Source organism: Mammaliicoccus sp. K-M42, assembly GCF_022386375.1.
GTDB lineage: Bacteria > Bacillota > Bacilli > Staphylococcales > Staphylococcaceae > Mammaliicoccus > Mammaliicoccus fleurettii.
The window spans coordinates 1-24,336 of the sequence record NZ_JAJNIS010000025.1 but is presented as its reverse complement, the minus strand read 5'-3'; the positions used below and the strand labels follow the sequence as shown (position 1 = coordinate 24,336).

Here is a 24,336-nt window from a genome sequence, read left to right as displayed (position 1 = left end):
AGGAAGTCTTTTATGAAATTATATTATTTAGGGCCATTAGGAACATTTTCACATATGGCTGCATTAAAATATAAACAAAATGAAATAGAAGAATATATACCAAAATCAAATTTATACGAAGTTGTTAAAGCAATAGAAACAGATCCACAAAATATAGCAATTGCTCCTATAGAAAATTCTATAGAAGGAACGATTAACATTATTGCAGACTCATTAACAGAACAAAAAATTCATGTTATAGATGAATTACATTTAGACATTTCCTTTTCACTTTATGTTAAAAAGGGAACAAAATTAGAAGATATAAATGAAGTCGTTTCAATCGCACCAGCTATTAATCAGACTTCAAAATTCATTAAGAATCATAACTTTACATATCGGTATTCAGACAGTACAGTACAAAGTTTAGATGAGATAGATGACCATAGTGCTGCAATTGCACCAATTGGTTTAGAAGAAACTAATAATGAAATAATCGCTCTACACCAACATATTGAAGACTATCCACATAACACAACAAGGTTTTTAGTACTATCTGCTCAAGAAAAACCAGTTAAAAAAGCAACAGACAGTATATTATTGATCACTCCAGATCAAGATAAACCTGGTCTACTAGCAAGTATATTAAATACATTTGCACTATTTAACATTAACCTTTCATGGATTGAATCACGTCCACTAAAGACTCAACTTGGAATGTATCATTTCTTTGTACAAGCTGATTGTAGTGCAGATGATGTAGAAATGAAAAAAGTTATTACGATATTGAAAACCTTAGAATTTAATGTGAAAGTACTAGGTAATTTTGATAAACATATATAAAAAGAGTGGGACAGAAATCTGATTTTATTAAAAGATTTCTTCGTCCCACCCTTTTATTTATTTACTAATTTATTTACTATTTCTATAACCCGTTTCGTATTTATTTATCCATTCTTTTACTGTAACTTTTTCACTCAACTCACCAATCAAATCATAGGGAATCGTTTTTGTATTTGTAAATCTGATGCAACTTTTACCCATGTTTAATTTCGTTGGAACTCGTTTTGCATATTCACGTTCAAACCATTCTTTGAGTTCTTCCATTCCATACAATCCCATATGATATAAGGCAATATGATTTTTTTGAACGCCTATACTAATAAATGGCAGTGGTTCGTCAGTTCTATTTAAGTAACCTTTGGGATAAGTATTAAGTGGTACTACAAATGTAGGCATGCCATATTGTAATACTGGTTCAAATCCAATTGGAAGCTGTTCTTGAATTACTTCATACAATTTAATATAAGCTTCTTTTCTTTTTGCATCGATTTGATCAATATAACTTTCTATTTCATTCATTAGATACACCTCTTATATTTGTATTAGTCTATCTACTTTATCTTTGTCAATGCGCGTTAAATGCTTATTATTCATCAAATATATATCAGTTGATTTTATGAATTTAATGTTATTTGAAGTGTCTCCTTCAAAACGATTATTGAAAATATAAATATCTTTATTGTTAACTTTTTCATAACTCTTAACGAGAATACTTTGTTTACTTTTAATGTTTTTAAATGTATTTTCTCCAATTAATAATGTTGAACCTGCTTGTCCACCTCTATCAAACTGATTAATATCTAATGAATATTTACCGGTCGGTACTGCTAAATACCGGACGCCACCTTCACAATCAATAAATGTATTATTTGTTACTGTTGTTTCTTTTGATTTTAAAAGTGTAACCGCAAAATCTCCTAAGCCTTCAAATGTATTATTTTGAATATGAATATTTTCATAAAACGCATTATACATACTTGCATGTGAGCCAACCGCCCTGTTCCATGCTGACATATTTGGATCTCCAGAGTTTCCAAAATAACAATTTTCTATTAAGACATTTTTAGTAATCGTACCATCAGGTGCTCCAAACTTAGGAAATGCACCCTTAGTTTGTATATCTATCTGTACCGCTTCACTAAATAGTCTCTTACCACTATCATCTCGAAATCCTAAAAATTTACACTTACTCACATAAAAACCATCTAAACCACACGCATCAATTGCATGTCCACCTACAACATTTTTAAAAGTTACGTTATGAATTTGAATATTGCTAGCATGACCTATCGACATAATCGTATTGTTAGTATTATTAGTATGTCCATACGCATCGAAAGTTCCACCAATAATATTTATATTACTATGGCCGTTATATCCATAGTATTTTTTAAATTTATGACCATTTTTCAACATTGCATTAGATGATTTTCTTATAAGAGTTGCCTCATCATCTAGAATAAGTGTTGTATTTTCATAAATAACTAATTCATAAATGATATGGTAAACACCTTTTGGGATATAAACAGTTACTGGTCCTTTTCTTGCTTGTAACAATGCTAATTGGATACCAATTGTATCGGTTAACCCACACCCACCTTTAGCACCATAATTTTTCACGTTAACTATATTCTTCATACTTCATAACCACCTTAATATAGCGTATACTTTCATATATATTCATATTACACTGAAATTAAATTATAGACAATTAGGGGGAATTTAATTGAAGAAAGCATTAATAGTTGTAGATTATTCAAATGATTTTGTTGCTACTGATGGGAAACTAACTTGTGGTGAACCTGGTCAAAAAATCGAAAAAAATATATATAACAAAATTGAAGATTATAATACTAATCAAGATTTAATTTTTTATTTAATGGATTACCATTTTGAAAATGATCCTTATCATCCTGAAACGAAACTCTTTCCACCCCATAATATTAAGGGAACGAACGGTAGAGAATTATACAACACATTAAAATCTCAATACGAAGAAATCCAAAATTCCAAAAATGTATTTTGGTTAGATAAAACAAGATATAGTGCATTTTTCGGTACGAATCTAGATAGTTTGTTAAGAGAAAGAGCAGTTGATACTGTTGAGATAGTTGGTGTCTGTACTGATATTTGTGTACTCCATACTGCTATAGACGCTTATAATCTGAATTATAAAATTCATATTCCTAAAAATTGTGTAGCCTCATTTAATCAAGCTGGGCATGATTGGGCACTTACACATTTTGAAAATAGTATAGGCGCGTTTGTAGAATAGACAAGATGTTCGTGGTAAAATAAAGTGACAGAATATTCAAAGCTAAAGGAGAATTTACATTGGTAAACACATTTATATTTGGACATAAGAATCCAGACACAGATACTATTGCTTCAGCATTAGTAATGGAAGATTTACAAAAAGAACTTGGAAATGATGTTCAAGCAGTTAGACTTGGAGAAATTTCTGACGAAACACAATACGCATTAGATTATTTCAAAGTTGATGCACCTGCATTATTAGAAACATCTTTAAAAGGTAAAGACGTTATTTTAGTTGACCATAACGAATTCCAACAAAGTGCCGATGATATTACAGATGCGACTATAACAATGGTAGTTGATCATCATCGTATTAGTAATTTTGAAACTGGTGCCCCATTATATTACAGAGCTGAGCCAGTTGGTTGTACAACTACAATCCTTAAAAAAATGTACAATGAAAACAGTATAGAAATTAAACCTGAAATTGCTGGATTAATGATTTCAGCTATTATTTCTGACACACTTCTATTTAAATCACCAACATGTACAGACCAAGATAAAAAAGCTTGTGAAGAATTAGCTGAAATTGCCAATGTTGATTTAAATGAATATGGATTAGAAATGCTTAAAGCTGGTGCTTCAGTTAAAGGTAAAACACCAGAATTTTTATTAAATATGGATGCTAAATCATTCAACATGGGTGACAAACTTGTACGTATCGCTCAAGTTAACACTGTAGATGTAAAAGAAGTTCTTGAAATTCAAGAAGATGTTGAAAATGAAATCAACGCAATAATTGCAAATGAACAATACGATTTATTCGTATTTGTTATTACTGATATATTAAACAGTGATTCAACAGTGATTGCTTTAGGTAAAGAACAACAAGCAGTTGCAAAAGCATTTAATACTGAATTAAATGGTAATGTAGCAGTATTACCTGGCGTTGTGTCACGTAAGAAACAAGTTGTACCACCAATCGATGAATTATTAGGTAAATAATTTATAAGGAGTGTGATTGCAATGGAAATCAAACAAGGTACAAACAAGTTTTATGTAGGTAACTCGGAAAATGATTTTGAGGCAGAAATTACGTATCAAGATTTGGATGGTAAGACGCTCGTTGTAGATCATACATTTGTTGACCCTTCTTTAAGAGGTCACGGAATGGCTAGAAAGCTAGTTGATATTGTAATTGATAAAGCACGATCAGAAGGTAAAGTTATTGATCCAGTATGCCCTTACGTTCAAGATGTTATGACTAAAGACCAAAGCACACACGACGTATTAAAAAAATAATGATAAGAGTCCGGATATAATTCCTAACTCAAAAAAATAAGCATATCACGTAACTGAATTTTTAAAGTTTACAGTGATATGCTTATTTTTTAAATCTTACGAATTTATTCGTGCATGCTTGCCTACCTTTTATACAATCTTACGATTTTGTTCGTGCATGCTTGCCTAGGGGTATGGTTCGAGCCTATAGTCTCTCACTCATACTATTCCCTCAGGCGTCCGCACTTTACAAAATCGTTCTCAATTTAGGCACTTTTTATTTGTAATCAAAGCTGGTTTTATGGCTAATCTTATAAGTAATTTAGCTTAAACCTGCTTATACTACACCTCTTATCAGCAATTTCTCTTAAACCTGCTTTTACTGATACTCTTATCAGCAATTTTGCTGAAACTTGCTTTTACTACACCTCTTATCAGCAATTTTGCTGAAACTTGCTTATACTGGTACTCTTAAAAGTGCGCCGGGTAATGCATGAGGATAAAAATAGTGGCTTAGGAAATACTATGGACTGTAAACAAATTGAGCTTAAATTTATAGGTTCAGTTTGTTGATATTTGGAATTTTTTAGCGCTGACTCCTGGGGAAAAGCATGATTCGAAGACTACAGGCTGAGAACATGCCCGCGGAAAGCATGCGCATAAAAAATACCAACAAAGTTCTAAGACTTTGCTGGTACTCTGATGGTAGCTCTACAAGTTACTTATATGAATTTATAAAAATTTAAAGCATAACTCTCAAAACATTTTCACTATATATTGAAGTATTAATTCCAGAATATTATATTTCGGTACTTTCCAGCACTCTCTTTAACAATGATTTGTACTGTGGCTTAGCTTTCTCTGTTGTACATTTATTTATAGGTGGATATTTTAAGTCTTGTGCGTCTTTTAAAGTAACTTCATCTATGTAATTTGATGCTTCTTCATAATCATAACAGCTTGGAAAAGCATATTTATGATTAAAATGATCAACGACAACTCTTGTTGTTGAAGATGGTTCTTGTTTAAATGGAACTAATGTAACCATTAATAATATAACTATACATAGAATACTTACAATCGCAAAAACTTTTTTAGACATTAAATTCTACCCCTATTTGCTTTCTTATTTCATCTAATACTTTTATAGTGTTTAATGTTCTTTCATGTGTGTTAATAGTTGATTCTATTTTATTTTCTTTGACACATTTCATAAATTCTATAATTTCTTCTTTCATTGTATATGTTTCGTCCCCTGTAAACTCGTTCAACAGCTCTCCATCTCTATTAAACACTTTTATATTAGACGGGGCACTAATTTTATCTATCATCACATAACCATTTTCTCCAATAATTTCTGAAGGGCTAACTCTATCGCATATTTTAGAATAACTAATTGTTGCTTGGAATGTATTAAAATCGAGTATTGCATTTCCTTGTCCGTCTGCTCCAGTATCAAGTTTAAATCCATTTGCTCGAATATTTTCAGGCATACCAAACAAATGTATAATTGGCGCTACAGTATAAACTCCAAGATCCATTAATGCACCATTACCAAGTTCTGGTTTAAATGCATTTTCAACAATACCATTCTTATATTTATCATATCTTGATGAATATTGATGATAATGAAAATCTGCATATCGTATTTCACCAATATCAATTTTTGCATTTGTAAATTCTACAAATGGAGATAATAATGTTGACTTCATTGCTTCCATAACAGTAACATTATATTCACTAGCAAGTTTTGAAAGGGTCTCAAATTGTGCTTGGATTATAGTTGCTGGTTTTTCGATTATGACATGCTTTTTATTTTTTATGGCTAATGCTGCCTGCTCAAAATGAAATGCATTAGGCGAAGCAATATATACCGCTTCAAAGTTTCGTGATTCACAAAATTGTTCTAGATTTGTAAATGTTTCAATTAGTTGGTGCTTTTCTTTATAATAGTTTGCTCTTTCATCTGTACGTGAAAATACAGCATATGGCTCAAAACCTTCTACTTGACTACCATTTTCAATGAATTTGTCACTAATCCAGTTCGTACCTATAAATCCAAATTTCATATAGTTTCACCTTTTCATAATATATTCTTAATAAAATGGTCTTTAATAAATAAAGACTTCGCTTTTAATTATAACTATTGTTAAAATATAAACAACAGAAGTATAAAGGGGTTATCAATCTTGTCAATAGCAAATCAATTTGAAAATATCCAATCGTTCTTCGATAGCGATATTACCAAAGATATTAAATTTAGAAAAAAACAATTAAGATTACTAAAAAAATCTATTAAATCAAATGAGAGTCAATTAATAGAAGCTTTGCAACACGATTTAGGCAAAAATGCAGTTGAATCTTATGCAACAGAAATCGGTTATATTTATAAAAGTATCTCTTTCATGTTAAAAGAAGTCAAGGGTTTAGCCAGTAAAAACAATGCTAATACACCTGTTTTTCTTTTCCCTAGTAAAAGTTATACAGTATATGAACCATATGGTACAGTTCTAATTATTGGTCCATTTAATTACCCTTTCCAACTTGTCATTGAACCTTTAATTGGGGCTATAGCAGCCGGTAATTGTGCTGTCGTAAAACCTTCAGAATTAACACCTAATGTCAGTGCAATCGTTCGAAAAATAATTGAAGAATCATTTGATCCTTCTTTCGTTTCTTGTGTTACTGGTGACAAAACGGTTACAGAAGAATTGTTAACTTTTCCATTTGATTTTGTGTTCTTTACAGGTTCAACAAAAATTGGTCAAAGTGTATACGAGCAAGCTAGTAAACAGTTGATTCCTGTAGCACTTGAATTAGGTGGAAAAAGCCCAGCTATAGTTGATAAGACTGCCAATATTAAAGTAGCTGCTGAAAGAATTGCTTTTGGTAAATTCATTAATGCTGGTCAAACTTGTGTAGCACCTGATTACGTCATTATCGATGCTTCTATAAAACAACAATTTGTAAAAGCATTACAGTCTACAATCCAAGAATTTTACAGCAAAAATGCTCAAGACAGTGAAGATTTTGGTAGAGTTGTTAATGAAAGACATACTGACAGATTAATACATCTTTTAGAAAATACAAATGGTGATATCGTTTATGGTGGCAATTCTGATTTAGATCATTGCTATATCGAGCCAACTGTCATTGATAATGTTAAATTCGATGACATTTTAATGGAAGATGAAATATTCGGTCCAATCCTTCCAATCATGACTTATGAAGCCTTTGGAGACGCAATACAATTCATTAAGAACAAACCAAAACCATTATCCTTATACTTATTTAGTGAAGATGAGAATCATACTGATGAAGTCGTAAGAAGAATTTCATTTGGCGGTGGTTGCATAAATGACACCCTTTTACATGTAGGTAATCATAACTTGCCATTTGGTGGAGTTGGACTATCAGGAATAGGTAAATACCATGGTAAAGCCTCATTTGAATTATTTAGTAATGAAAAAGGCATAATGTTCAAAACAACTAAACTTGAAACCGGTGTACTTTTCCCGCCTTATAAAGGAAAAGGTAAATATGTAAGAGCAATGTTTAAAAAATAAAAAGCTGGGACAATTTAATTGTCCTAGCTTTTTTATTTGAAATGCTTTTCTATTAATTGCTGCTTCTTATTAAACAAAGTTGGATACGATAAAAACCCTAGTATTACACTTGTCATAGTAGCTGCCGTTAATAGCATAAATACAATTAATATTTGAAAGAGCACAGCTTCTAAAGGATCAGCTCCAGCAATAATTTGACCACTCATCATGCCTGGCAACTGTACTAAACCAATTGTTTTTTGTTGTTCTATTGTAGGTATAACGCTTGATTGAATAGATGTGATTAACTGCTTATGAATTGCTTGTTTAGGTGTTCCGCCCAAACATAAAATAAGCTCTATTATGTTATCGTTTTGTTTTATTTCAGACATAAATCTATTTAAAAATAATATACTTAGCACCATAGAATTCCCTATTATCATTCCACTTATAGGAATGATATATTGTGCTGTAGCAGGTGTTATATTAAAACCTATTAATATCCCTTGCGTAATGATTTCAATGGATATAAAAGCTAATAATAATTTCCATGTAATGCCTGGTATTTCCAACCCTTTTTTCCTTGCATTTTGAGTTGCTGCACCAATTATGAGTATGACCATTAATACAATAAATATATAACTATCTTGGTCAAATATAAATTGTAATATATAACCTACAATTAATAGCTGAACGAAAGATCGTATTGCAGCGACTGTAGTATCTTTTTCTAATCCTAAATTAAAACTCTTAGATAAAACTATCGGAATGATGATAAAAATAAACATTAATATTATAGATGTTATGCTCATAATACTTTATCTCCTATAAAATTTCTGACCTCAGAATTTTTAGTATGTTTAATATTTTCGACACTATCAGCTTCAACTACTTCTCCATCAATCATAACCCAAACATAATCGCTCAATCGTAAAGCCTGATTAATATCATGCGTCACCCAAATCATCGTTACATTATGCTCTTTATTAATTTTTTTGAGTAACAATTCTATCGCTTGTTTAGAATTTCTATCAAGTGCAGACGTTACCTCATCTAATAAAATAACTTCTGGTTTATTAACAAGTGCACGTGCTAAAGATAATTTTTGTTTTTCTCCTCCAGATAACTCTTTACTATTTTTATTCAAAAAAGTTACTGATAAATCCACTCTTTCTAAAAAGTATTTCGCTTCTTCATCTGTCATCTTTTTATTTTGAAGTGTTAAAGGAAGCTCTAAATTATCTTTAACAGTCCCTTTAATCATAGTGGCTTCTTGTGAAACTAATTGTACTTTTCTCCTTAATTCCATCGGATTATATGAATTAATTGTTTCATCATTGATCAAAATGTCACCTTTAGAAGGAGATTTTAATAAATTTATTAAAGATAATAAAGTAGATTTCCCAGCACCAGAAGGACCTATAATAGATGTCAACTTACCTTTATAAACTTCAGCATTTATTTCTTTTAAAATTTTAGAGTTTTCAATTTCATATTCAACATTTTTAAATTGAACTGATATATTACTTTCCAAACAATCATCTCCATTCACTTCAACTAACATTTATAAGCAGGTTTCTATAAACTTGCTTATATAATATAACCACTATAAGACACTTTCATAGCCGACACGACTGTGGAAACAGTACAAATCGAAGACTACAGGCTGAGACTGTACCATAGGCAAGCAGGTTATGAAAATAGTTTTAACTATACAATGAGGCTGGACAAATTATTGTCTCAGCCTCATTCTTCTTAATATAAATCAGTTCTTAGACTATTAAATATTGGAATTGCTTCTCTAATTTGTTCTTGTTTTTCAAAGTCTATTTCAACAATTAAAGTATCTTCTTCATAATATAAATTATCCATTAATGTGCCATCTGGACCATATACTAAGCTGTTACCACCAAATTCATTTTCATCACAAAGTCCTACACTATTACACGCAATGACATAAACTTGATTTTCAATTGCTCTAGCACGTAGTAATGCTTTCCAATGATCGATTCTTGACTTTGGCCATTGTGCTGGTACAAATATAACCTTTGCATCTTCTAATGCTAAAGAGCGAGATAATTCCGGAAATCTTAAGTCATAGCATATAATTGTACCCATATCGACTTCATCTAATTTATAAACTGTAGGCTTTTTTTCACCTGAAGTTAAATAATGATGTTCATTTAACATCGGTACTAAATGTGCCTTGTCATAAGTGTTAATGCAACTACCTTCTTTATTGATGACAATGGCTCTATTATAAATTTCTTGATCTTTTTTATAAGCAATAGACCCAGCAACAATATGTTTTTTGAGCGCTTTAGCTTTCTTTTGTAAAAAAGGAAGGATAACTTCACCATCATTATCAGCAAGTTCATTTAAATCTTTTAATCGATATGACGTATTCCACATTTCAGGTAATACCGCTATATCGATATCTTCATCAAGTTGATCGAACCATTGATCTATTTTCTGAATGTTTTCTTCTGGTTTACCTGGTATAACATGCATTTGATATAATGCAATTTTCAAAGCTAATCACCTACCATTGTTATATAAATTGAACACATACGCCTTCTGAAGCTTTTTGTTCATTTTCTATTTCTGTTAATTTACCTGTTTCTTTATTTCTAGTAAACAAAACTAAATTATATGAATGTTCATGTGCCACTACTAAGAAAGTATCACTTGGTGTGATATTAAAATCTCTTGGCCATGTTCCACCACTTGTAACTATTTCTACACTTTCAATATTGGCGCCATCACCTAATATTTTAAATACCGCTATACTGTTATGACCTCTATTTGAAACATAAATAAATTGACCATCATGACTTAATCTAACTGCACCAACTTGTGAATTTAAATCAAAATCTTCAGGTATAGTCATTAATCTTGGACTAATCTCAGCAAATACACCGTTCTTATAAGATAACACTTGAATTGTATTGCTCATTTCACTTACTAAATATGCATAATCACCACTTGGATGGAACGCTAAATGTCTTGGTCCACTACCTGCTTGTACTTCTAATGTTTCAACTAATTCTAGTCCTTCATCAGAAAACTTAAATGTCCTAACAACATCTGCCCCTAAATCAACTGTAGCAATAAAATCTAAATCTGGTGTTTGTTGAGCATAATGAATATGACTACTTTCTTGTCTCGCTTCATTTGGCCCTTGTCCTTCTCCACGATAAAAATCAATTAACTCAACTAATTCTCCAGTATCAGGATTAAGTTTATAAATTCTAACAAGACCTGCTCCATATACAGCTTCAAATAAGTATTTACCGTCATTAGAAACTGAAATATGACAACCTGTACCTTCTTGAGAAGCTAAGCAATCATTTATAAAAGTTAAACTACCATCTTCATTAATTAAAAAGCTGGCAACCCCACAATCTTCACCATCTTTTTTAATAGCATATAAAAACTGATTACGTTGTGTAATATATGTAGATGCTTCAACTTCATAGCCTACTTCTACCTTTTCAATAGTTTGATCATTTTCATCTACATCAAATCTATATATCCCTTTACCATCCTTCTTAGTGTAACTACCAATATAACCTTTCGTTTTCATAAAATTAAAATCCTCCCTAAATTTATCTTTAATATCATTCTACATGAAAACGCTCAATAACTATAATAAAAACGCATACCTAATGGTACACGTTGTATAATTTAATATTCTAAATTCATATATAAGACTTTAGAAGTTTAACTGCTTATATCACTGAAAATTTCTAGAAACCAATTAAAAATACTACCAATAGCATTTACGATATCGCCTGCCATAAAGTATCCCCCTTTATATATGAGATTTATAAATTAATCTATAAAATATAATAGTCATATATTATCTTATATTATTTTGATAAGTGTTTTTAATATTTTCCCTAAGTCATTATTTTAAGTTCTTAACTGCATTGATATTATGTTAAAATACAAATATATTCGTAATTCAAACAGTTAGGCATTAAAATAATACAGTTAGGCAAAAGAAGTAAAATGTAAATCAATTTGTTCTATAATCATAATGAAGGAGGGCCGCTATGTATCAGCCTGTACAAACACAAATAGATAAGATTGCAGCAAATCTTCAAAATTCAAATAACCTAGATCATGTTAGTTATTTAAAGGTAAAGTATGGACTAGAAGTATTTGTAGGGAATATCATGAAGACTGTAGTCATATATGGCGCCGCCCTTCTATGCCATATATTTTTATACACACTTATTGTTCATCTTAGTTATTTTGCCGTTAGATATTTCGCGTTTGGTGCACACGCTAAGTCCACTTTTTTATGCACAATACAAAGCATCATAATGTTTGTATTGGCGCCACTTATTATAATAAATACTAACTTGTCGTATTGGGCATTCCTTGCCCTAGCACTAATTGGTTATCTTATTATAATAAAGTACGCACCAATGCAAACAAAGAAACATCCCATATTAGGCAAATGGAAAAAAGGACTTAAACTAAGATCAATCATAGTCGCTACTATATTGATAGTTCTTTCATTATTCATAAAAGAACCGTATCAACAATTAGTATGCTTAGGATTGATCTTTGAAGCAGTATCACTATTACCTATATTTTACAAAGAGGAGGAAACATTATTATGAATTTATTAACTAGTTTATTTTCAAAATCAGTATCAAATATCCTTTCAGCAATTGGTGAAAAAGCGGTAATTAGAGGTTGTATGGCATTTTTAGATGAAACAGAAGTACCAGCGGAATTATTAAAAGAAAAACAATAAGATTGTTTTAGGGAAGTGTAAGGGTATATGGAATCATTTACAAATATAGAATCTTTACCATTTGGAATTTTACAAATATTATTATTTACAGTTTTATTAGCTATAACTCAGAATTATCGTTATAGCAAAAGGGATTATGTTATTCTCACTTTGGGATACATGATCCCTTCTCTTGCTTTTTATTATTTATTTGGAATGAGCGCAATAGTTTACGTTTGCCTGTTCTGTTTTATATTCTTTTATAAGAAGTTTAGATTACTGGGAATTATTAATACACTTATAGTCATATTAATATCAGTTGTTTCTGATTATTTATCTGTATTTTTAACTAAGTATATTATTGATAACCTTAATAATGTACCTCAATTTTTTATGTATTACATGCTATTTCATAGCTCATTTACAATAATCATTGCATACTTAATAAGGCGTTTAATGAATAAATTAAAGCTCAGTTATTTATATAATAACAGAGTATATTTATTATTAATTGCAGGTTTCTTAGCTGTTTCATTCATGGTCTTCTACGTATACATGCCTAAATCATATAATACTGAAAAAGAATTTGAATTCCAGACATTATTCTATGTGATTTATGTGTGTGTTGCTGCTATTTTTATAATTTTAATTTCTTTCACGATCATTCGGGAAATGGCTTTACAGCGTACTAAAAAAGAGATTAATCAATATTATAAATATACGTTGCAGATTGAACAAATTAATAATGAAATGCGTAAGTTTCGTCATGATTATGTGAATATTTTAGCTACATTATCTGATTATATTAGAGAAGATGATATGGAAGGATTAAGGGTTTATTTTGATCAAAATATAGCGCATCTTCATGATGATATGAAAGTAAATGCGATTAAAATTAATGGGCTACAAAATTTACATGTGAGAGAAATTAAAGGTTTATTAACGACAAAAATTATTCAATCTCAGGAACAGAATATCAATATTAGTGTTGAGATTACTGAACAGATTGATCATATAAATATGAACATTGTTGAATTGAGTCGCTGTATTGGAATCATTATGGATAATGCGATTGAAGCTTCTGAGTTTGTAGATAATCCTACAATTCAAATTGCTTTTATTAAAAATGATGAATCTATATTACTTGTATTCATGAATAAATGTTCTAAAGATACTCCAAAAGTACATAAGTTATTTGAAGATCACTATTCTACTAAAGGTCGTAAACGTGGTATTGGTTTAACGACCTTGAAAGAAATTACTGAGAAAACGGATCATGTTTTCTTAGACACTTTTATCAACAATCAATACTTTATTCAAAAGCTTGAAATTTTAAATGATAGCACTGAGGAAGTGATTCGATGAAAATCGTCATTTGTGAAGATGACCCGAAACAATTAGAACGTATGCAAACGATTATAAATAATTACATTATGATTGAAGAAAAAGAAATGTCTATTGAACTTGCTACTCATGATCCTTACGAACTTTTAGAGTATGTCAAAACAGCGAATGATATAGGTTGTTATTTTCTAGATATTCAACTTGATGCTGACATAAATGGTATTACTTTAGCGAGCAACATACGTAAATATGATCCGATTGGTAATATCGTTTTTGTAACGAGTCATAGTGAATTAACATATTTAACGTTCGTTTATAAAGTAGCAGCCATGGATTTCATCTTTAAAGATGATCCTGATCAATTAAAGACAAGAGTATTAGACTGTTTAGATACTGCTTATATTCGTTTAGGTATGTTATCTAAAAATACTAATGTTGAAAAAATAGAATTAACTAGAGGTAGTAATTCAGTTTACGTCGAATATGATGATGTCATGTTTTTTGAATCTTCAACAAAATCGCACAGACTAATTGCTCATCTTGATAATAGACAAATTGAGTTTTATGGTAGTTTAAAGGATTTATCGAATTTAGATGATAGATTCTTTAGATGTCATAACAGTTATGTTATTAATCGAAATAACGTTGATACAATTGATACGAAAGATCGTACTGTTTACTTTAATAATGGTGAACATTGTTATGCATCAGTTAGAAACATCAAAAAGATATAATTAAATATTGAGATATGCTTTTTAATAATAGAAAACAGAGAGAACTTTTAGTGTATAAAAGTTCTCTCTGTTTTTATTTATAAGGATTATTTAATTGATTTACACTTGATCTAAAGCATTTCTAAACGACTCTATATCCTCTATGTAATATTTGACTTCGCCACATTTTAAACAAACTGCAGCTTTAGGTATAGCAATCGCTTTTTTTAATATGTCTTCATTTTCTTCTTCTTTAATTAATCTCACATCTACTAAAGTTCCTGGAACGTTTATACGAAGGTCATTTATCATTTCTTGATTACAACTTACACATTTCATATTTAACATCCCCTTTTAAATTATGCTTTTATTTTACGCTTTTTTTATTTCTCTTGCAAAACAGAAGATAATATAGGTTATACAATTTTGTTAAAAGCACGTATTTAACTCATCTTTAGATAAAAATAAATTCTTATAAAAAAATAATAAAATAATACTTGAATATTAAAGCGAGTTATGCAATAATATAGCTATCATATGATAATAGTTAAATAAGCAAGAAAGGAGGACCCGATGAAGACGTTTTCAATCTTTCTTTACAGTATTGTTTGTTTTGTAGCTACATCACTCAATATGACTCATGTCACTTACGCAAGTACTGATATGACTCCGATTGGATTTCAATTCTTAACTGCGAGCAATATGCCTATATCTAATGAAACGTTTCAGCTTCAGTTAGATAATGAAGTTAAGCATCTAACAACTAGATCAGATGGACTGGCTTTTGTTGAAATTCCAAATAAGAATATTAAACCTCATTATACTTTAACTACTTCAAATCAACAGACTTTTACTGTTGAACCTAATAAGTTATATCAATTAACTTCTTCTGATTCTCAAATTCGTAATACACCTTCTATAAATAATCAAAATATTACAATCGAAGTACTTTCCAAAACATATCAACCTTTAAGTAATGTAGAAGTTAAACTTTTAGCACAGAACCAAGAATTTATAGGTAAGACTAACAATGAGGGTTCAACTACAATTAACATTCCTTCAAATATTCCTAGAGACACCGCATTCGATGTAAAAATTAACGGAATAGATACTCATTCATCAATTTCAATAGGAGATGATAAATATTATACATTCAATTCTGACAACAAATCTGTATCACCTTTTATTCAAGATTCCGTACAACACAATCAATTAGATAATAACCACGAAAATCAACAATCCCCACCTAATACTAATAGCTTAAATCATAATCAAAACAACCCACAGTCTTATCAAATATCAGTAGTTAAAGATTTCTTAATTCCTAACCATTCTAACCAATCCACTTCTGAAAAAGAAAAAAAGACCAACTTAGAAACAAAAAAGCTTCCTGAAACTGGTCAAAAATCAACAAATTATTTTAAGTATGTTATGAGTTCATTACTCATATGTATTACCACTATTTTATTTATTATCATTAGAAAAAAGAAGGCTCAGCAAAACAATTAGGATTTGATGTAATGTATCCATTTTCAACTTTAACAATTTCATCATGGTAATTTATACCATTTATACCCTCGAAATATTTTGCTCCTACTATATTTATCATCGCCTGAGATAACAATGAACTCAAACAATAGGTTCTTTTCGAATCCCATTTTTCAGTGCGATACAATCGCTTTAATACATTACAAAACCCTATATGTGAACCGAGCGTAATCCAAACATCAGGTGAGTTTGATACAAACTTATTAACATACTTTTTAGAAGAACCTACATGATTCTTCCAAATCACAACATTAACATACACTTCGGACTGCTTATTTTCATACCATGTAGATTCAATCAAAGACTTTAAATGAAATGCAGCGTTAACCATCTCATTTTCATTACTCGTACCAATAGTTATAGATTTTAAAAATGGCTGATCATATTCTATAGTCTCAATTAAGGCTTGAAGTTCTCTTACACTAGGCACTTCCAAACTTCTTGATAAATCCTTTAATTGATTGGTCATACGATAATCTAATCTTGGAGATATTAACACATTGCTTTCATATTGCAAAATATATACCCTCCTAATATTATTTTAAAAAAAGGGAGCAATCACATAATTATAGTGATTGCTCCTTTATTTTAATTATTAGATTCGATCTCAGATACAATTTCTTTAGTCTTTTGTTCTAATTCTTCAAAATCTTTTTTAAATACAAATGCTAAGACAGCAATACCTGCCCCAACAGCAACTGTTGTTATAGCAATTAAGATGAAAAAGAATTTGAATATCCCTTTAATACAATCCATTGAAGTCACCTCTATCATCATTTTCTACCTCTTTCATCATAACATAATTTTTAAAATACATAAAAGATATTACGCTTATACTGCTGTATATATAGTTAAATTTTTATGTATAAAAGTATAAAATAACTCATTATATGTATCAATTCTCATTTAAAAATGCGAAGCCCCACTTATTTCCATAAAGCTATTGAAATATTTTTGTATTATTGTTAATATTCTGATTATTATAAAATTAGAAGGTGTATATATGTACAATATTAAAAAGTTTAGTCAGTTCATTAATAAAACATTCGTTCTTTGGATGTTATTAGCTGCAATATTAGGTTTTAGTTTCCCTAATGTCATCTCTCAAGTAGCACCTTATATCCCTTACTTATTAGGAATTGTAATGTTTGGTATGGGGATGACAATTTCAACAAATGATTTTAAAGAAGTGTTTAAATCACCGAAAAGTGTATTCATTGGCGTAATTCTACAATATACAATAATGCCAGTAACAGCATATTTAATTGCAAAAGGGTTTAACTTAAATTCTGATATTGCATTAGGTGTAATATTGGTCGGTTGTTGTCCTGGTGGTACTGCTTCAAATGTTATCAGTTACTTAGCTAAAGCAAATACTGCATTGTCAGTATCCATCACTACAGTATCTACATTATTAGCACCCATCATTACACCAACTTTAATTTATTTGTTTGCAAGAGAATGGTTACAAGTATCCTTCTCATCTATGTTTATATCAGTCGTACAAGTTGTATTAATTCCTATTATTTTAGGCTTTATAGTACAAAGATTTTTCAAACCAGTTGCCGAAAAATCAATTGATATATTACCAATTATTTCTGTAATTTCAATTTCATTAATTCTTTCGAGTGTGGTAGCAGGTAATAAAGCTCAAATTATAGAAACAGGTTTGATTATGTTTGGCGTTGTATTGCTTCATAACGTAAGTGGTTTAACGATTGGATATTTATTAGCTAAACTCTTTAAACTAGACAGACCTGATAAACGTGCTGTTTCCATAGAGGTAGGTATGCAGAATTCTGGACTAGCTGTATCACTTGCAACAGCCCATTTTAATCCTTTATCTGCAGTTCCAGGAGCTATATTCAGTTTTATTCACCTATTAACTGGTCCAACCATTGCAATTATTTGGTCTAACCAAACGAAACGAACTGAACGCAAAAAACAATATTCTACTGCAACCGATCAAGCATTGTAAATCATAATAATAGGCTGAGACAATTAATTTGTCTCAGCCTTTTTAATTTCAAAAATATATATTCTAGTTGTTTATAAGTGTCATTTAATAAATTTATATTATCTTCTATACCACTCTTGCCATATTTTTTTTACGTAGATATATCCTTGATTCCACATTATACATACCTCCTTCTCACATTATTTGTGAGATATTTGGTACCCTAAATATAACATGGTGAGAAATTACATAGGTTAAAGCATTATTACAGTTTCTTTAATATCACATTTCCAGTCTTAATATTCTTAATCTAATTTGCGTGACAAAATGCAATATTTCAATCAAAATGTATTTAATAGGAGTGATTATGTTGCAAAATGTTAATATGCAGACATTTGAATTTAGAGGTAACCATTATGATCACGGCGTCGCACAAGCTGAATGGTTAAAATCTACCAAAATGTTAGAGAATAGAGATAAAGAATGGAAAATCAGAAGACCGCGCTTTGACATAGATATAGATGAAACTAAGAAAATCTACCAAGAATTTGCACCACCAATATGGGATGAACTTATGGGATTACAAGATACATTAAAGTATCCACTCGAACAGATTCTATTAAATTATGGACATTACAGAGTTTATGCAAAAGATAGTGGTTGTTCTATATTTTTAGGTACTGATTATATGGTGAGAAATTATGATTATAACCCTGCCACTTATGATGGTCGATTTAGTTTATTTCAACCAAATGATGGTGGATATGCGCAAATTGGTCCAACATCGAGAGTTACCGGACGTATGGATGGTATGAATGAACATGGCTTATCTATGGGATATAATTTTATGCATAGAAAAAAACCTGGTGACGGCTTTGTATGTTATATGATTGGAAGACTAATTTTAGAAACCTGTAAAAATATTGATGAAGCAGTAGCTTTATTAAAAGAGATACCTCATCGTACTTCTTTCAGCTATATTTTAATGGATAAGCAAAACAGAAGAATAACGGTAGAAGCTACCCCTCGTTCAGTTGTTACGAAACAAAATAATTTATGTACGAATCACTTTGAAGTATTAACACATGAGAACCGAAATTATATAAAAGAATCTATAGAAAGATACAATAGAATCGAACATATTACAAACGAGCATATGTCTTTAGAAGATGCTATTCGTTATTTTAACGACCCACAATATGAAATTTATAGTAAGCTTTTTAAAAGCTGGTCCGGTACCATTCACACTTCAGCTTATATACCTGATCAATTACAAATGAAAATTGCTCTTGGAGAAAATGGTATGTTACATACATTTAACTTCCAAGATTGGTTAGATGGAAAGCCTATAGATTTAAATTCAATTTCAGGACAAATTGATACAGACATCTTGTTCGCAAGTGAATAAAAAATCTTTACACAACTTGATAGTAAGCAAAAAAAAGCACGATAAGCTCCTAGCTTATCGTGCTTTTTGTATTACTTAATTATAATATCGCCATTATCCGTATAACTTTCAATTATATGTTTACCGTTACCTACTTTTTCTCCTTTAAATGCTTTATTTTTTATATGTGTACTGCCTGATTCAGCTTGTAATTGTAATAAAGTATTTTTAGGAGGTTCTTCGTAAGATAAAGTGATGTCTCCATCTTCTGTAGATGATTTAATATCGCATTCATTTTTAAGTTGGCTAATATTTATGTTACCCAACGAAGTAATCAATTCACTATTAATGAGGCTACTTTTCGCTATTGTTATATTTCCTGTTTCAATTTCACCATTAAATTCTGATAGTGCTGAATTTTTAACTTGAACACTTCCTAAACTAGACATTGCTTTAGCGTATTTTAAATTCACATTATTATAAGAAATATCCCCTGTATCAGTAATCATATTGCTGTTGTTACTACTGACATCTTTAATTAATATATCTCCCGTATTTGTTGTTATATTAAATGATTGATATTGTTTCTCTGGTAAAGTGATTACTAAATGATTTGTCGTTTTTCTAAAAGGTATAAAATTGGCATTGAATTGATACTTACTATCTTGTTCTGTGAAATGTAGTAAATTGTTTTCTATGTTCGCATTTACATGTTGTTTGCCGTTATACTTTATCCCTAAAGTCTTACCCTTTTTCACTTCAACATTTGTATTTTGTCCATTCACGATGACTTGTTCAACTTGATCATCCTCAAAAACTTTTTCATAAGTTTCATTCTTCTCAAATTTATTATTAACCGTAAACCAAAGAATTGTACCTATTAAGCCAAAAATTAAGAAGATGCCTAATCCTATCAAAAATAACTTTTTCATTATTCAGCATGCCCCCTAATGACTTTTACACACCATTTTAAATATTTTAAGATGCCTTTGTAACTCAGTTCTATTAATTTTAATCCAGTAATGAGCAACATTAACCCTAATCCTAAAAATGATATAGAAAAAATTATGTTTGTAATATCAATCCAATAAAATCCATACAATATAATATTTATAACACTTACTATAGGTCCTAACATCATCAATGCGCCAACCACTACAACAATTAAAAGTATAAACGCAATAATTAGAAACGGTATAATAATAAAAAATATATTAAAAAAGCTTAAGCCTAATGTTGCCATAATTGCTTGAAAAACATTTTTAAAGTTTGGTGCTATTTCAGCATCATGAATGGCGCTCGTTGCATAAACTTTCTTTGCAATTTCCTTAGGCTCACCTAATTCATTCATTAATTCATTTTCATTTTTTGCTTCAAAAAATTTTGTTTCATATTCATACATTATTTTATCTCGCTCAACTTTAGGCAAACGAGACAATTCATCCTCAAGGTAATTAAGGAAGGTTATTTTATCCATTGGTTTTGCCCCTTTTATTGTGATATTAACCTTACATCTTTATTATATTACCATTCTTTTACAAACAACATTATACTATCATTTGAAATATTTGATTTCAAGTGATACCACTGTGATATACTAACTTAAATATATAAATAAGGGGGCATTAAGAATGAAAGAATTAATCAAACCCAACAAGCTTTCTAAAGGGGACACTGTCGCAATCGTTTCACCATCCTCAGGTTACGCCGGTGAAGAAGAAGTAATTTGGAGAACAGAAGTTGGTATTCAACGATTGAAAGAAGTACTCGGTTTAAAAGTGAAAGTTATGCCACATGCACTTAAAGGAGCAGACTTTACATATAACAATCCAAAAAAACGTGTAGAAGACTTACACCAAGCACTTGAAGATCCTGAAGTAAAAGCAATTATTTGTACTTTAGGTGGAGATGATTCTGTTCGTTTATGGCCATATATCGACTTAAATATCATTAAAAATAATCCAAAAATATTAAGCGGCTATTCAGATACAACTGCAATACATTTTATGTTCTATCAAGCAGGTGTATCAAGTTTTTATGGTCCAGCACTTTTAACAGACTTTGCTGAAAATGTTGCTATGGATGATTATACAGTTGATTCAATTAACCAAACATGGTTCCAAAATGGTCCAATTGGAAATGTACCCGCCTCACCACAATTCAGAAAATATGGTTTATCATGGGAAGAGAAAAATAAAGACATTAATAGACCATCATTTGACAGTCAAGGATATGAAATTTTAAATGGTAAAGGAAAAGCTACAGGACATTTAATTGGTGGATGTATGGAACTTTTCCATTCATTAAAAGCAACAGATGTTTTTCCAAATAAAGAAGTTTTTGATGGCGCAATTTTATTCATTGAAACAGCAGAAGTTCAAGCACCTCCTTGGTTAATGGAAGATTACGTACGTGCTTTTGGTTCAATGGGAATCTTTGATAAAATAAATGGCGTGATTATTGGACGTCCACAAGATGATGCATATTACGAAGAATACAAAGAAGTTTGGGTTAAAATGTTGAAAGAATGGGATCAAGAAGATATGCCTGTCTTTTATAATGCTAGTTTTGGACATAACGAACCTAAATGTGTCATACCTTATGGGGCACAAGCAGAGTTGGATGTTGAAAATAAAACTTTCAAAATATTAGATAACGCTGTTAAATAAATATTTTTTCGAGATTAGTTCTTTGCGATTTATTTCAGAATTGTTATAATATTTAATATATTGAAGGGGGATTAACAAAATGACTAAGTTAGTTACATATTTTGAACAAGCACAACCAATTAAAGAATACGTAAACGAAATGACTACAAATAAAGAACAATTGCTCGATATTTATCAATCTTTTAAATTACCTAAAAATGATGACCGTTTAGATAAAATTAAAGATAAAAATTATAAAGTACTTGTCATTACTGAAGATTGGTGTGGAGATGCCATGATGAACATACCAGTATTATTGAACATTGCTGATTATACGAATATTGAAGTAAAAGCATTTCACCGTGATGAAGATACAAACCTAATTGATCAATATTTAACAAACGGTACAGCAAGATCAATACCTATTTTCGTATTTTTAAATGAACATCATGAGCAAGAACATGTATGGGGACCAAGAGCTATAAGTGTACAAAAACAAGTAGAAGAATTACGTAAAGACTTACCAAGCAAAGATGACCCAACATACGCTGAAAAAGAAAAAGATGTTCATCATAAAATTCATGAAACTTATCAAAATAATACACAATTTTGGGATGACGTATACGAATCAATCGTAAGTTCAATTTCATAAATGATAAGAGGCTGAGACAAATATTGTCTCAGCCTCTTAATTATGTATAAGTCCCCTATTACTCATAGTAGGATTTCTCACCATCCCCATGGCTCGATAAATTCATTTTACACTAATTTTCTTTAATCTAAAAATCTATGTTATTTAAGTTCACATATAAAAATCTGCAAGTGAAAAGCGCTCGTCCGGGAATTAACGAGCGCTTTTCGGGGAAGGGTTATTAATTAAGGAAACATGTATTTATACAAAGCCGGGAAACCTCGTATAAATAACTTGAATCATTTTATGATCCATTTCAACGTTACAATTACAGATAACTATCTAAACACGTTCTACACAAAGTCATTTGCAATTATGAAAAACATATACGAAATAAGTTTTGAGGAATTGAATGTATTGTGCTTCGTGTTGTGTTATCTATGATTAAAGTATATCAGTACAGTATGACTTTTTGTGCATTCATTCTTAACTCAAATATTTAATTTCTTAAGTGTATTTATTGAAAGATTTTTTAACAGTTAGGCATGCCTAACTGTTAAAACCATTGTTAATATTGACTTTTTAAATACACAATTATATGTTTGTTTTTTATAAAATCATTACCTATAACTATTTTTATAACAATCTTACGATTTTGTTCGTGCATGCCTGCCTAGGGGTATGGCTCGAGCCTGTAGTCTCTCACGCATACTATTCCCTCAGGCGTCAGCACTTTACAAAATCACTACTAATAACCATTTTTATAAAATCTTACGATTTTGTTCGTGCATGCCTGCCTAGGGATATGTCTCGAGCATATAGTCTCTCACGCATACTATTCCCTCAGGCGTCAGCACTTTATAAAATCACTACTAATAACCATTTTTATAAAATCTCACGATTTTGTTCGTGCATGCTTGCCTAGGGGTATGGCTCGAGCCTGTAGTCTCTCACGCATACTATTCCCTCAGGCGTCAGCACTTACAAAATCGCTCTCAATATCCATATTTATATAGAAAAATGGTGTCTCTAAGAGTTAGCTAAATGATTCTCATTAAAATAATAGGTCATTTATGTTAAAGGCAATTAATCTTAAGTGTCTATATTTACACAAGTAGAGAAAAGTGTAAGTAAGGATGTCTGTAATCACACAAGTCGAGTGAAGTGTAAGTAAGGATGCCTATGTTAACACAAGTCAGTTGAAGTGTAAGCAAGGATATCTGTATTCACACAAGTTGAGAGAAGTGTAACTAAGGATGTCTGTATTCACACAAGTCAAGTGAAGTGTAAGTATGGACCTCTATATTCACACAAGTCGAGTGAAGTGTAAGTAAGGATGTCTATATTCACATAAGTTGAGAGATGGTATGTCAACAAAAACTTAGACAGAATTCATAAGTTTATAAGAGGTTGGTGTTTGATAATTTAATCCTGCATGTAATCTTTCATTGTTA

27 protein-coding genes are annotated in these 24,336 nt (G+C 30.4%); 14 read left to right on the top strand and 13 right to left on the bottom strand.

The genetic code is table 11. The features are described 5' to 3' along the window. Nucleotides 1-12: 12 nt before the first annotated feature. The gene (locus LQ668_RS10900; RefSeq protein ID WP_107509920.1) at nt 13-822 is read left to right on the top strand and encodes a prephenate dehydratase; all 810 of its coding nucleotides are present in this window, start codon (nt 13-15) and stop codon (nt 820-822) included. A gap of 69 nt (nt 823-891) precedes the next feature. On the opposite strand, the gene LQ668_RS10895 is transcribed toward LQ668_RS10900, so the two are convergent. Then, nucleotides 892-1,341, bottom strand: coding sequence for a DUF1801 domain-containing protein (locus LQ668_RS10895; protein WP_107509921.1), 450 nt, complete (start codon nt 1,339-1,341; stop codon nt 892-894). A 12-nt stretch (nt 1,342-1,353) separates the two neighbouring features. After that, nucleotides 1,354-2,460 carry a glycosyl hydrolase family 28-related protein gene (locus tag LQ668_RS10890; protein WP_107509922.1) on the bottom strand — a complete coding sequence of 369 codons (1,107 nt, stop codon included), beginning with the start codon at nt 2,458-2,460 and terminating at the stop codon, nt 1,354-1,356. Nucleotides 2,461-2,548: 88 nt separating this feature from the next. On the opposite strand from LQ668_RS10890, the gene LQ668_RS10885 reads away from it, so the two are divergent. From LQ668_RS10885 to LQ668_RS10875, 3 genes are read left to right on the top strand one after another with little or no spacing between them, the layout of a single operon-like run. Continuing rightward, nucleotides 2,549-3,097 carry a cysteine hydrolase family protein gene (locus LQ668_RS10885; protein WP_078358188.1) on the top strand — a complete coding sequence of 183 codons (549 nt, stop codon included), beginning with the start codon at nt 2,549-2,551 and terminating at the stop codon, nt 3,095-3,097. A 59-nt stretch (nt 3,098-3,156) separates the two neighbouring features. Continuing rightward, nucleotides 3,157-4,083, top strand: a complete 927-nt coding sequence (locus tag LQ668_RS10880) for a manganese-dependent inorganic pyrophosphatase (RefSeq protein WP_239776026.1) — start codon at nt 3,157-3,159, stop codon at nt 4,081-4,083. 21 nt (nt 4,084-4,104) lie between these two features. Continuing rightward, the gene (locus LQ668_RS10875; RefSeq protein WP_078358185.1) at nt 4,105-4,380 is read left to right on the top strand and encodes a GNAT family N-acetyltransferase; all 276 of its coding nucleotides are present in this window, start codon (nt 4,105-4,107) and stop codon (nt 4,378-4,380) included. A 778-nt stretch (nt 4,381-5,158) separates the two neighbouring features. Here LQ668_RS10875 and LQ668_RS10870 read toward each other — a convergent pair. Continuing rightward, nucleotides 5,159-5,461, bottom strand: a complete 303-nt coding sequence (locus LQ668_RS10870) for a hypothetical protein (RefSeq protein WP_078358475.1) — start codon at nt 5,459-5,461, stop codon at nt 5,159-5,161. After that, nucleotides 5,454-6,428 carry a Gfo/Idh/MocA family protein gene (locus tag LQ668_RS10865; protein ID WP_239732765.1) on the bottom strand — a complete coding sequence of 325 codons (975 nt, stop codon included), beginning with the start codon at nt 6,426-6,428 and terminating at the stop codon, nt 5,454-5,456. Before LQ668_RS10865 ends, LQ668_RS10870 begins: the two co-directional genes overlap by 8 nt. A 117-nt stretch (nt 6,429-6,545) precedes the next feature. On the opposite strand from LQ668_RS10865, the gene LQ668_RS10860 reads away from it, so the two are divergent. Next, nucleotides 6,546-7,925, top strand: coding sequence for an aldehyde dehydrogenase (locus LQ668_RS10860; RefSeq protein ID WP_078358473.1), 1,380 nt, complete (start codon nt 6,546-6,548; stop codon nt 7,923-7,925). Nucleotides 7,926-7,957: 32 nt separating this feature from the next. Here the strand turns inward: LQ668_RS10860 and LQ668_RS10855 are convergent, their stop codons facing one another. The 4 genes from LQ668_RS10855 to pglS form a co-directional block, all read right to left on the bottom strand. Further along, nucleotides 7,958-8,716 carry an ABC transporter permease gene (locus LQ668_RS10855; RefSeq protein WP_078358472.1) on the bottom strand — a complete coding sequence of 253 codons (759 nt, stop codon included), beginning with the start codon at nt 8,714-8,716 and terminating at the stop codon, nt 7,958-7,960. After that, nucleotides 8,713-9,438, bottom strand: a complete 726-nt coding sequence (locus LQ668_RS10850; RefSeq protein ID WP_107509924.1) for an ABC transporter ATP-binding protein — start codon at nt 9,436-9,438, stop codon at nt 8,713-8,715. Before LQ668_RS10850 ends, LQ668_RS10855 begins: the two co-directional genes overlap by 4 nt. A gap of 221 nt (nt 9,439-9,659) precedes the next feature. Next, nucleotides 9,660-10,436 (bottom strand): carbon-nitrogen family hydrolase, encoded by a 777-nt coding sequence (locus tag LQ668_RS10845; RefSeq protein WP_078358470.1) that lies wholly within the window; start codon nt 10,434-10,436, stop codon nt 9,660-9,662. Nucleotides 10,437-10,455: 19 nt separating this feature from the next. After that, complete coding sequence (pglS, locus tag LQ668_RS10840; protein ID WP_239732767.1) at nt 10,456-11,490, bottom strand: 6-phosphogluconolactonase; 1,035 nt, start codon at nt 11,488-11,490, stop codon at nt 10,456-10,458. 472 nt (nt 11,491-11,962) lie between these two features. Here pglS and LQ668_RS10835 point away from each other — a divergent pair, with 472 nt between their 5' ends. The 4 genes from LQ668_RS10835 to agrA are packed head-to-tail and all read left to right on the top strand — an operon-like array spanning nt 11,963 to nt 14,732. Further along, on the top strand, nt 11,963-12,538 hold the full coding sequence (locus LQ668_RS10835) for an accessory gene regulator AgrB (RefSeq protein ID WP_107509875.1): 576 nt from the start codon (nt 11,963-11,965) through the stop codon (nt 12,536-12,538). After that, nucleotides 12,535-12,675, top strand: coding sequence for a cyclic lactone autoinducer peptide AgrD (agrD, locus tag LQ668_RS10830; protein WP_078358467.1), 141 nt, complete (start codon nt 12,535-12,537; stop codon nt 12,673-12,675). The genes LQ668_RS10835 and agrD overlap by 4 nt, the downstream gene beginning before the upstream one ends. 27 nt (nt 12,676-12,702) lie before the next feature. Continuing rightward, nucleotides 12,703-14,019, top strand: coding sequence for a quorum-sensing sensor histidine kinase AgrC (gene agrC / locus LQ668_RS10825; RefSeq protein WP_107509876.1), 1,317 nt, complete (start codon nt 12,703-12,705; stop codon nt 14,017-14,019). Continuing rightward, nucleotides 14,016-14,732: a quorum-sensing response regulator AgrA gene (gene agrA, locus LQ668_RS10820; protein ID WP_078358465.1), complete on the top strand. Its 717-nt coding sequence runs from the start codon at nt 14,016-14,018 to the stop codon at nt 14,730-14,732. Before agrC ends, agrA begins: the two co-directional genes overlap by 4 nt. A 99-nt stretch (nt 14,733-14,831) precedes the next feature. Here the strand turns inward: agrA and LQ668_RS10815 are convergent, their stop codons facing one another. Continuing rightward, entirely contained in the window at nt 14,832-15,050 is a 219-nt protein-coding gene (locus LQ668_RS10815; RefSeq protein ID WP_078358464.1) for a hypothetical protein, read from the bottom strand. Nucleotides 15,051-15,284: 234 nt separating this feature from the next. Between LQ668_RS10815 and LQ668_RS10810 the strand changes: the two genes are divergently transcribed. Then, complete coding sequence (locus LQ668_RS10810) at nt 15,285-16,220, top strand: LPXTG cell wall anchor domain-containing protein (protein ID WP_119634262.1); 936 nt, start codon at nt 15,285-15,287, stop codon at nt 16,218-16,220. On the opposite strand, the gene LQ668_RS10805 is transcribed toward LQ668_RS10810, so the two are convergent. Both LQ668_RS10805 and LQ668_RS10800 read right to left on the bottom strand, forming a co-directional pair. Further along, nucleotides 16,189-16,776 carry a hypothetical protein gene (locus LQ668_RS10805; RefSeq protein ID WP_115337253.1) on the bottom strand — a complete coding sequence of 196 codons (588 nt, stop codon included), beginning with the start codon at nt 16,774-16,776 and terminating at the stop codon, nt 16,189-16,191. The genes LQ668_RS10810 and LQ668_RS10805 overlap by 32 nt on opposite strands. Nucleotides 16,777-16,847: 71 nt before the next feature. Then, nucleotides 16,848-17,036 (bottom strand): hypothetical protein, encoded by a 189-nt coding sequence (locus tag LQ668_RS10800; protein ID WP_088369014.1) that lies wholly within the window; start codon nt 17,034-17,036, stop codon nt 16,848-16,850. A gap of 226 nt (nt 17,037-17,262) precedes the next feature. On the opposite strand from LQ668_RS10800, the gene LQ668_RS10795 reads away from it, so the two are divergent. Both LQ668_RS10795 and LQ668_RS10790 read left to right on the top strand, forming a co-directional pair. After that, nucleotides 17,263-18,237: a bile acid:sodium symporter family protein gene (locus LQ668_RS10795; protein WP_115337252.1), complete on the top strand. Its 975-nt coding sequence runs from the start codon at nt 17,263-17,265 to the stop codon at nt 18,235-18,237. A 349-nt stretch (nt 18,238-18,586) separates the two neighbouring features. Beyond that, nucleotides 18,587-19,624: a C45 family autoproteolytic acyltransferase/hydrolase gene (locus LQ668_RS10790; protein WP_107509889.1), complete on the top strand. Its 1,038-nt coding sequence runs from the start codon at nt 18,587-18,589 to the stop codon at nt 19,622-19,624. Nucleotides 19,625-19,695: 71 nt separating this feature from the next. Here LQ668_RS10790 and LQ668_RS10785 read toward each other — a convergent pair whose 3' ends face one another. Both LQ668_RS10785 and LQ668_RS10780 read right to left on the bottom strand, forming a co-directional pair. After that, on the bottom strand, nt 19,696-20,535 hold the full coding sequence (locus tag LQ668_RS10785; protein ID WP_239732768.1) for a DUF4097 family beta strand repeat-containing protein: 840 nt from the start codon (nt 20,533-20,535) through the stop codon (nt 19,696-19,698). After that, the gene (locus tag LQ668_RS10780; RefSeq protein WP_078358458.1) at nt 20,535-21,080 is read right to left on the bottom strand and encodes an HAAS signaling domain-containing protein; all 546 of its coding nucleotides are present in this window, start codon (nt 21,078-21,080) and stop codon (nt 20,535-20,537) included. The genes LQ668_RS10785 and LQ668_RS10780 overlap by 1 nt, the downstream gene beginning before the upstream one ends. A 154-nt stretch (nt 21,081-21,234) precedes the next feature. Between LQ668_RS10780 and LQ668_RS10775 the strand changes: the two genes are divergently transcribed. Both LQ668_RS10775 and LQ668_RS10770 read left to right on the top strand, forming a co-directional pair. Beyond that, nucleotides 21,235-22,272: a S66 family peptidase gene (locus LQ668_RS10775; RefSeq protein ID WP_239732769.1), complete on the top strand. Its 1,038-nt coding sequence runs from the start codon at nt 21,235-21,237 to the stop codon at nt 22,270-22,272. 79 nt (nt 22,273-22,351) lie between these two features. Continuing rightward, on the top strand, nt 22,352-22,903 hold the full coding sequence (locus LQ668_RS10770) for a thioredoxin family protein (protein WP_078358456.1): 552 nt from the start codon (nt 22,352-22,354) through the stop codon (nt 22,901-22,903). Nucleotides 22,904-24,336: the final 1,433 nt, after the last annotated feature.

Bases quoted from the DNA above. Each gene is read 5' to 3' on its own strand.
- LQ668_RS10900 (WP_107509920.1), top strand. From the start codon at position 13: ATGAAATTATATTATTTAGGGCCATTAGGAACATTTTCACATATGGCT.
- LQ668_RS10895 (WP_107509921.1), bottom strand. From the start codon at position 1,341: ATGAATGAAATAGAAAGTTATATTGATCAAATCGATGCAAAAAGAAAA.
- LQ668_RS10890 (WP_107509922.1), bottom strand. From the start codon at position 2,460: ATGAAGAATATAGTTAACGTGAAAAATTATGGTGCTAAAGGTGGGTGT.
- LQ668_RS10875 (WP_078358185.1), top strand. From the start codon at position 4,105: ATGGAAATCAAACAAGGTACAAACAAGTTTTATGTAGGTAACTCGGAA.
- LQ668_RS10870 (WP_078358475.1), bottom strand. From the start codon at position 5,461: ATGTCTAAAAAAGTTTTTGCGATTGTAAGTATTCTATGTATAGTTATA.
- LQ668_RS10865 (WP_239732765.1), bottom strand. From the start codon at position 6,428: ATGAAATTTGGATTTATAGGTACGAACTGGATTAGTGACAAATTCATT.
- LQ668_RS10855 (WP_078358472.1), bottom strand. From the start codon at position 8,716: ATGAGCATAACATCTATAATATTAATGTTTATTTTTATCATCATTCCG.
- pglS (WP_239732767.1), bottom strand. From the start codon at position 11,490: ATGAAAACGAAAGGTTATATTGGTAGTTACACTAAGAAGGATGGTAAA.
- LQ668_RS10835 (WP_107509875.1), top strand. From the start codon at position 11,963: ATGTATCAGCCTGTACAAACACAAATAGATAAGATTGCAGCAAATCTT.
- agrD (WP_078358467.1), top strand. From the start codon at position 12,535: ATGAATTTATTAACTAGTTTATTTTCAAAATCAGTATCAAATATCCTT.
- agrC (WP_107509876.1), top strand. From the start codon at position 12,703: ATGGAATCATTTACAAATATAGAATCTTTACCATTTGGAATTTTACAA.
- agrA (WP_078358465.1), top strand. From the start codon at position 14,016: ATGAAAATCGTCATTTGTGAAGATGACCCGAAACAATTAGAACGTATG.
- LQ668_RS10815 (WP_078358464.1), bottom strand. From the start codon at position 15,050: ATGAAATGTGTAAGTTGTAATCAAGAAATGATAAATGACCTTCGTATA.
- LQ668_RS10810 (WP_119634262.1), top strand. From the start codon at position 15,285: ATGAAGACGTTTTCAATCTTTCTTTACAGTATTGTTTGTTTTGTAGCT.
- LQ668_RS10800 (WP_088369014.1), bottom strand. From the start codon at position 17,036: ATGATGATAGAGGTGACTTCAATGGATTGTATTAAAGGGATATTCAAA.
- LQ668_RS10795 (WP_115337252.1), top strand. From the start codon at position 17,263: ATGTACAATATTAAAAAGTTTAGTCAGTTCATTAATAAAACATTCGTT.
- LQ668_RS10785 (WP_239732768.1), bottom strand. From the start codon at position 20,535: ATGAAAAAGTTATTTTTGATAGGATTAGGCATCTTCTTAATTTTTGGC.
- LQ668_RS10780 (WP_078358458.1), bottom strand. From the start codon at position 21,080: ATGGATAAAATAACCTTCCTTAATTACCTTGAGGATGAATTGTCTCGT.
- LQ668_RS10775 (WP_239732769.1), top strand. From the start codon at position 21,235: ATGAAAGAATTAATCAAACCCAACAAGCTTTCTAAAGGGGACACTGTC.
- LQ668_RS10770 (WP_078358456.1), top strand. From the start codon at position 22,352: ATGACTAAGTTAGTTACATATTTTGAACAAGCACAACCAATTAAAGAA.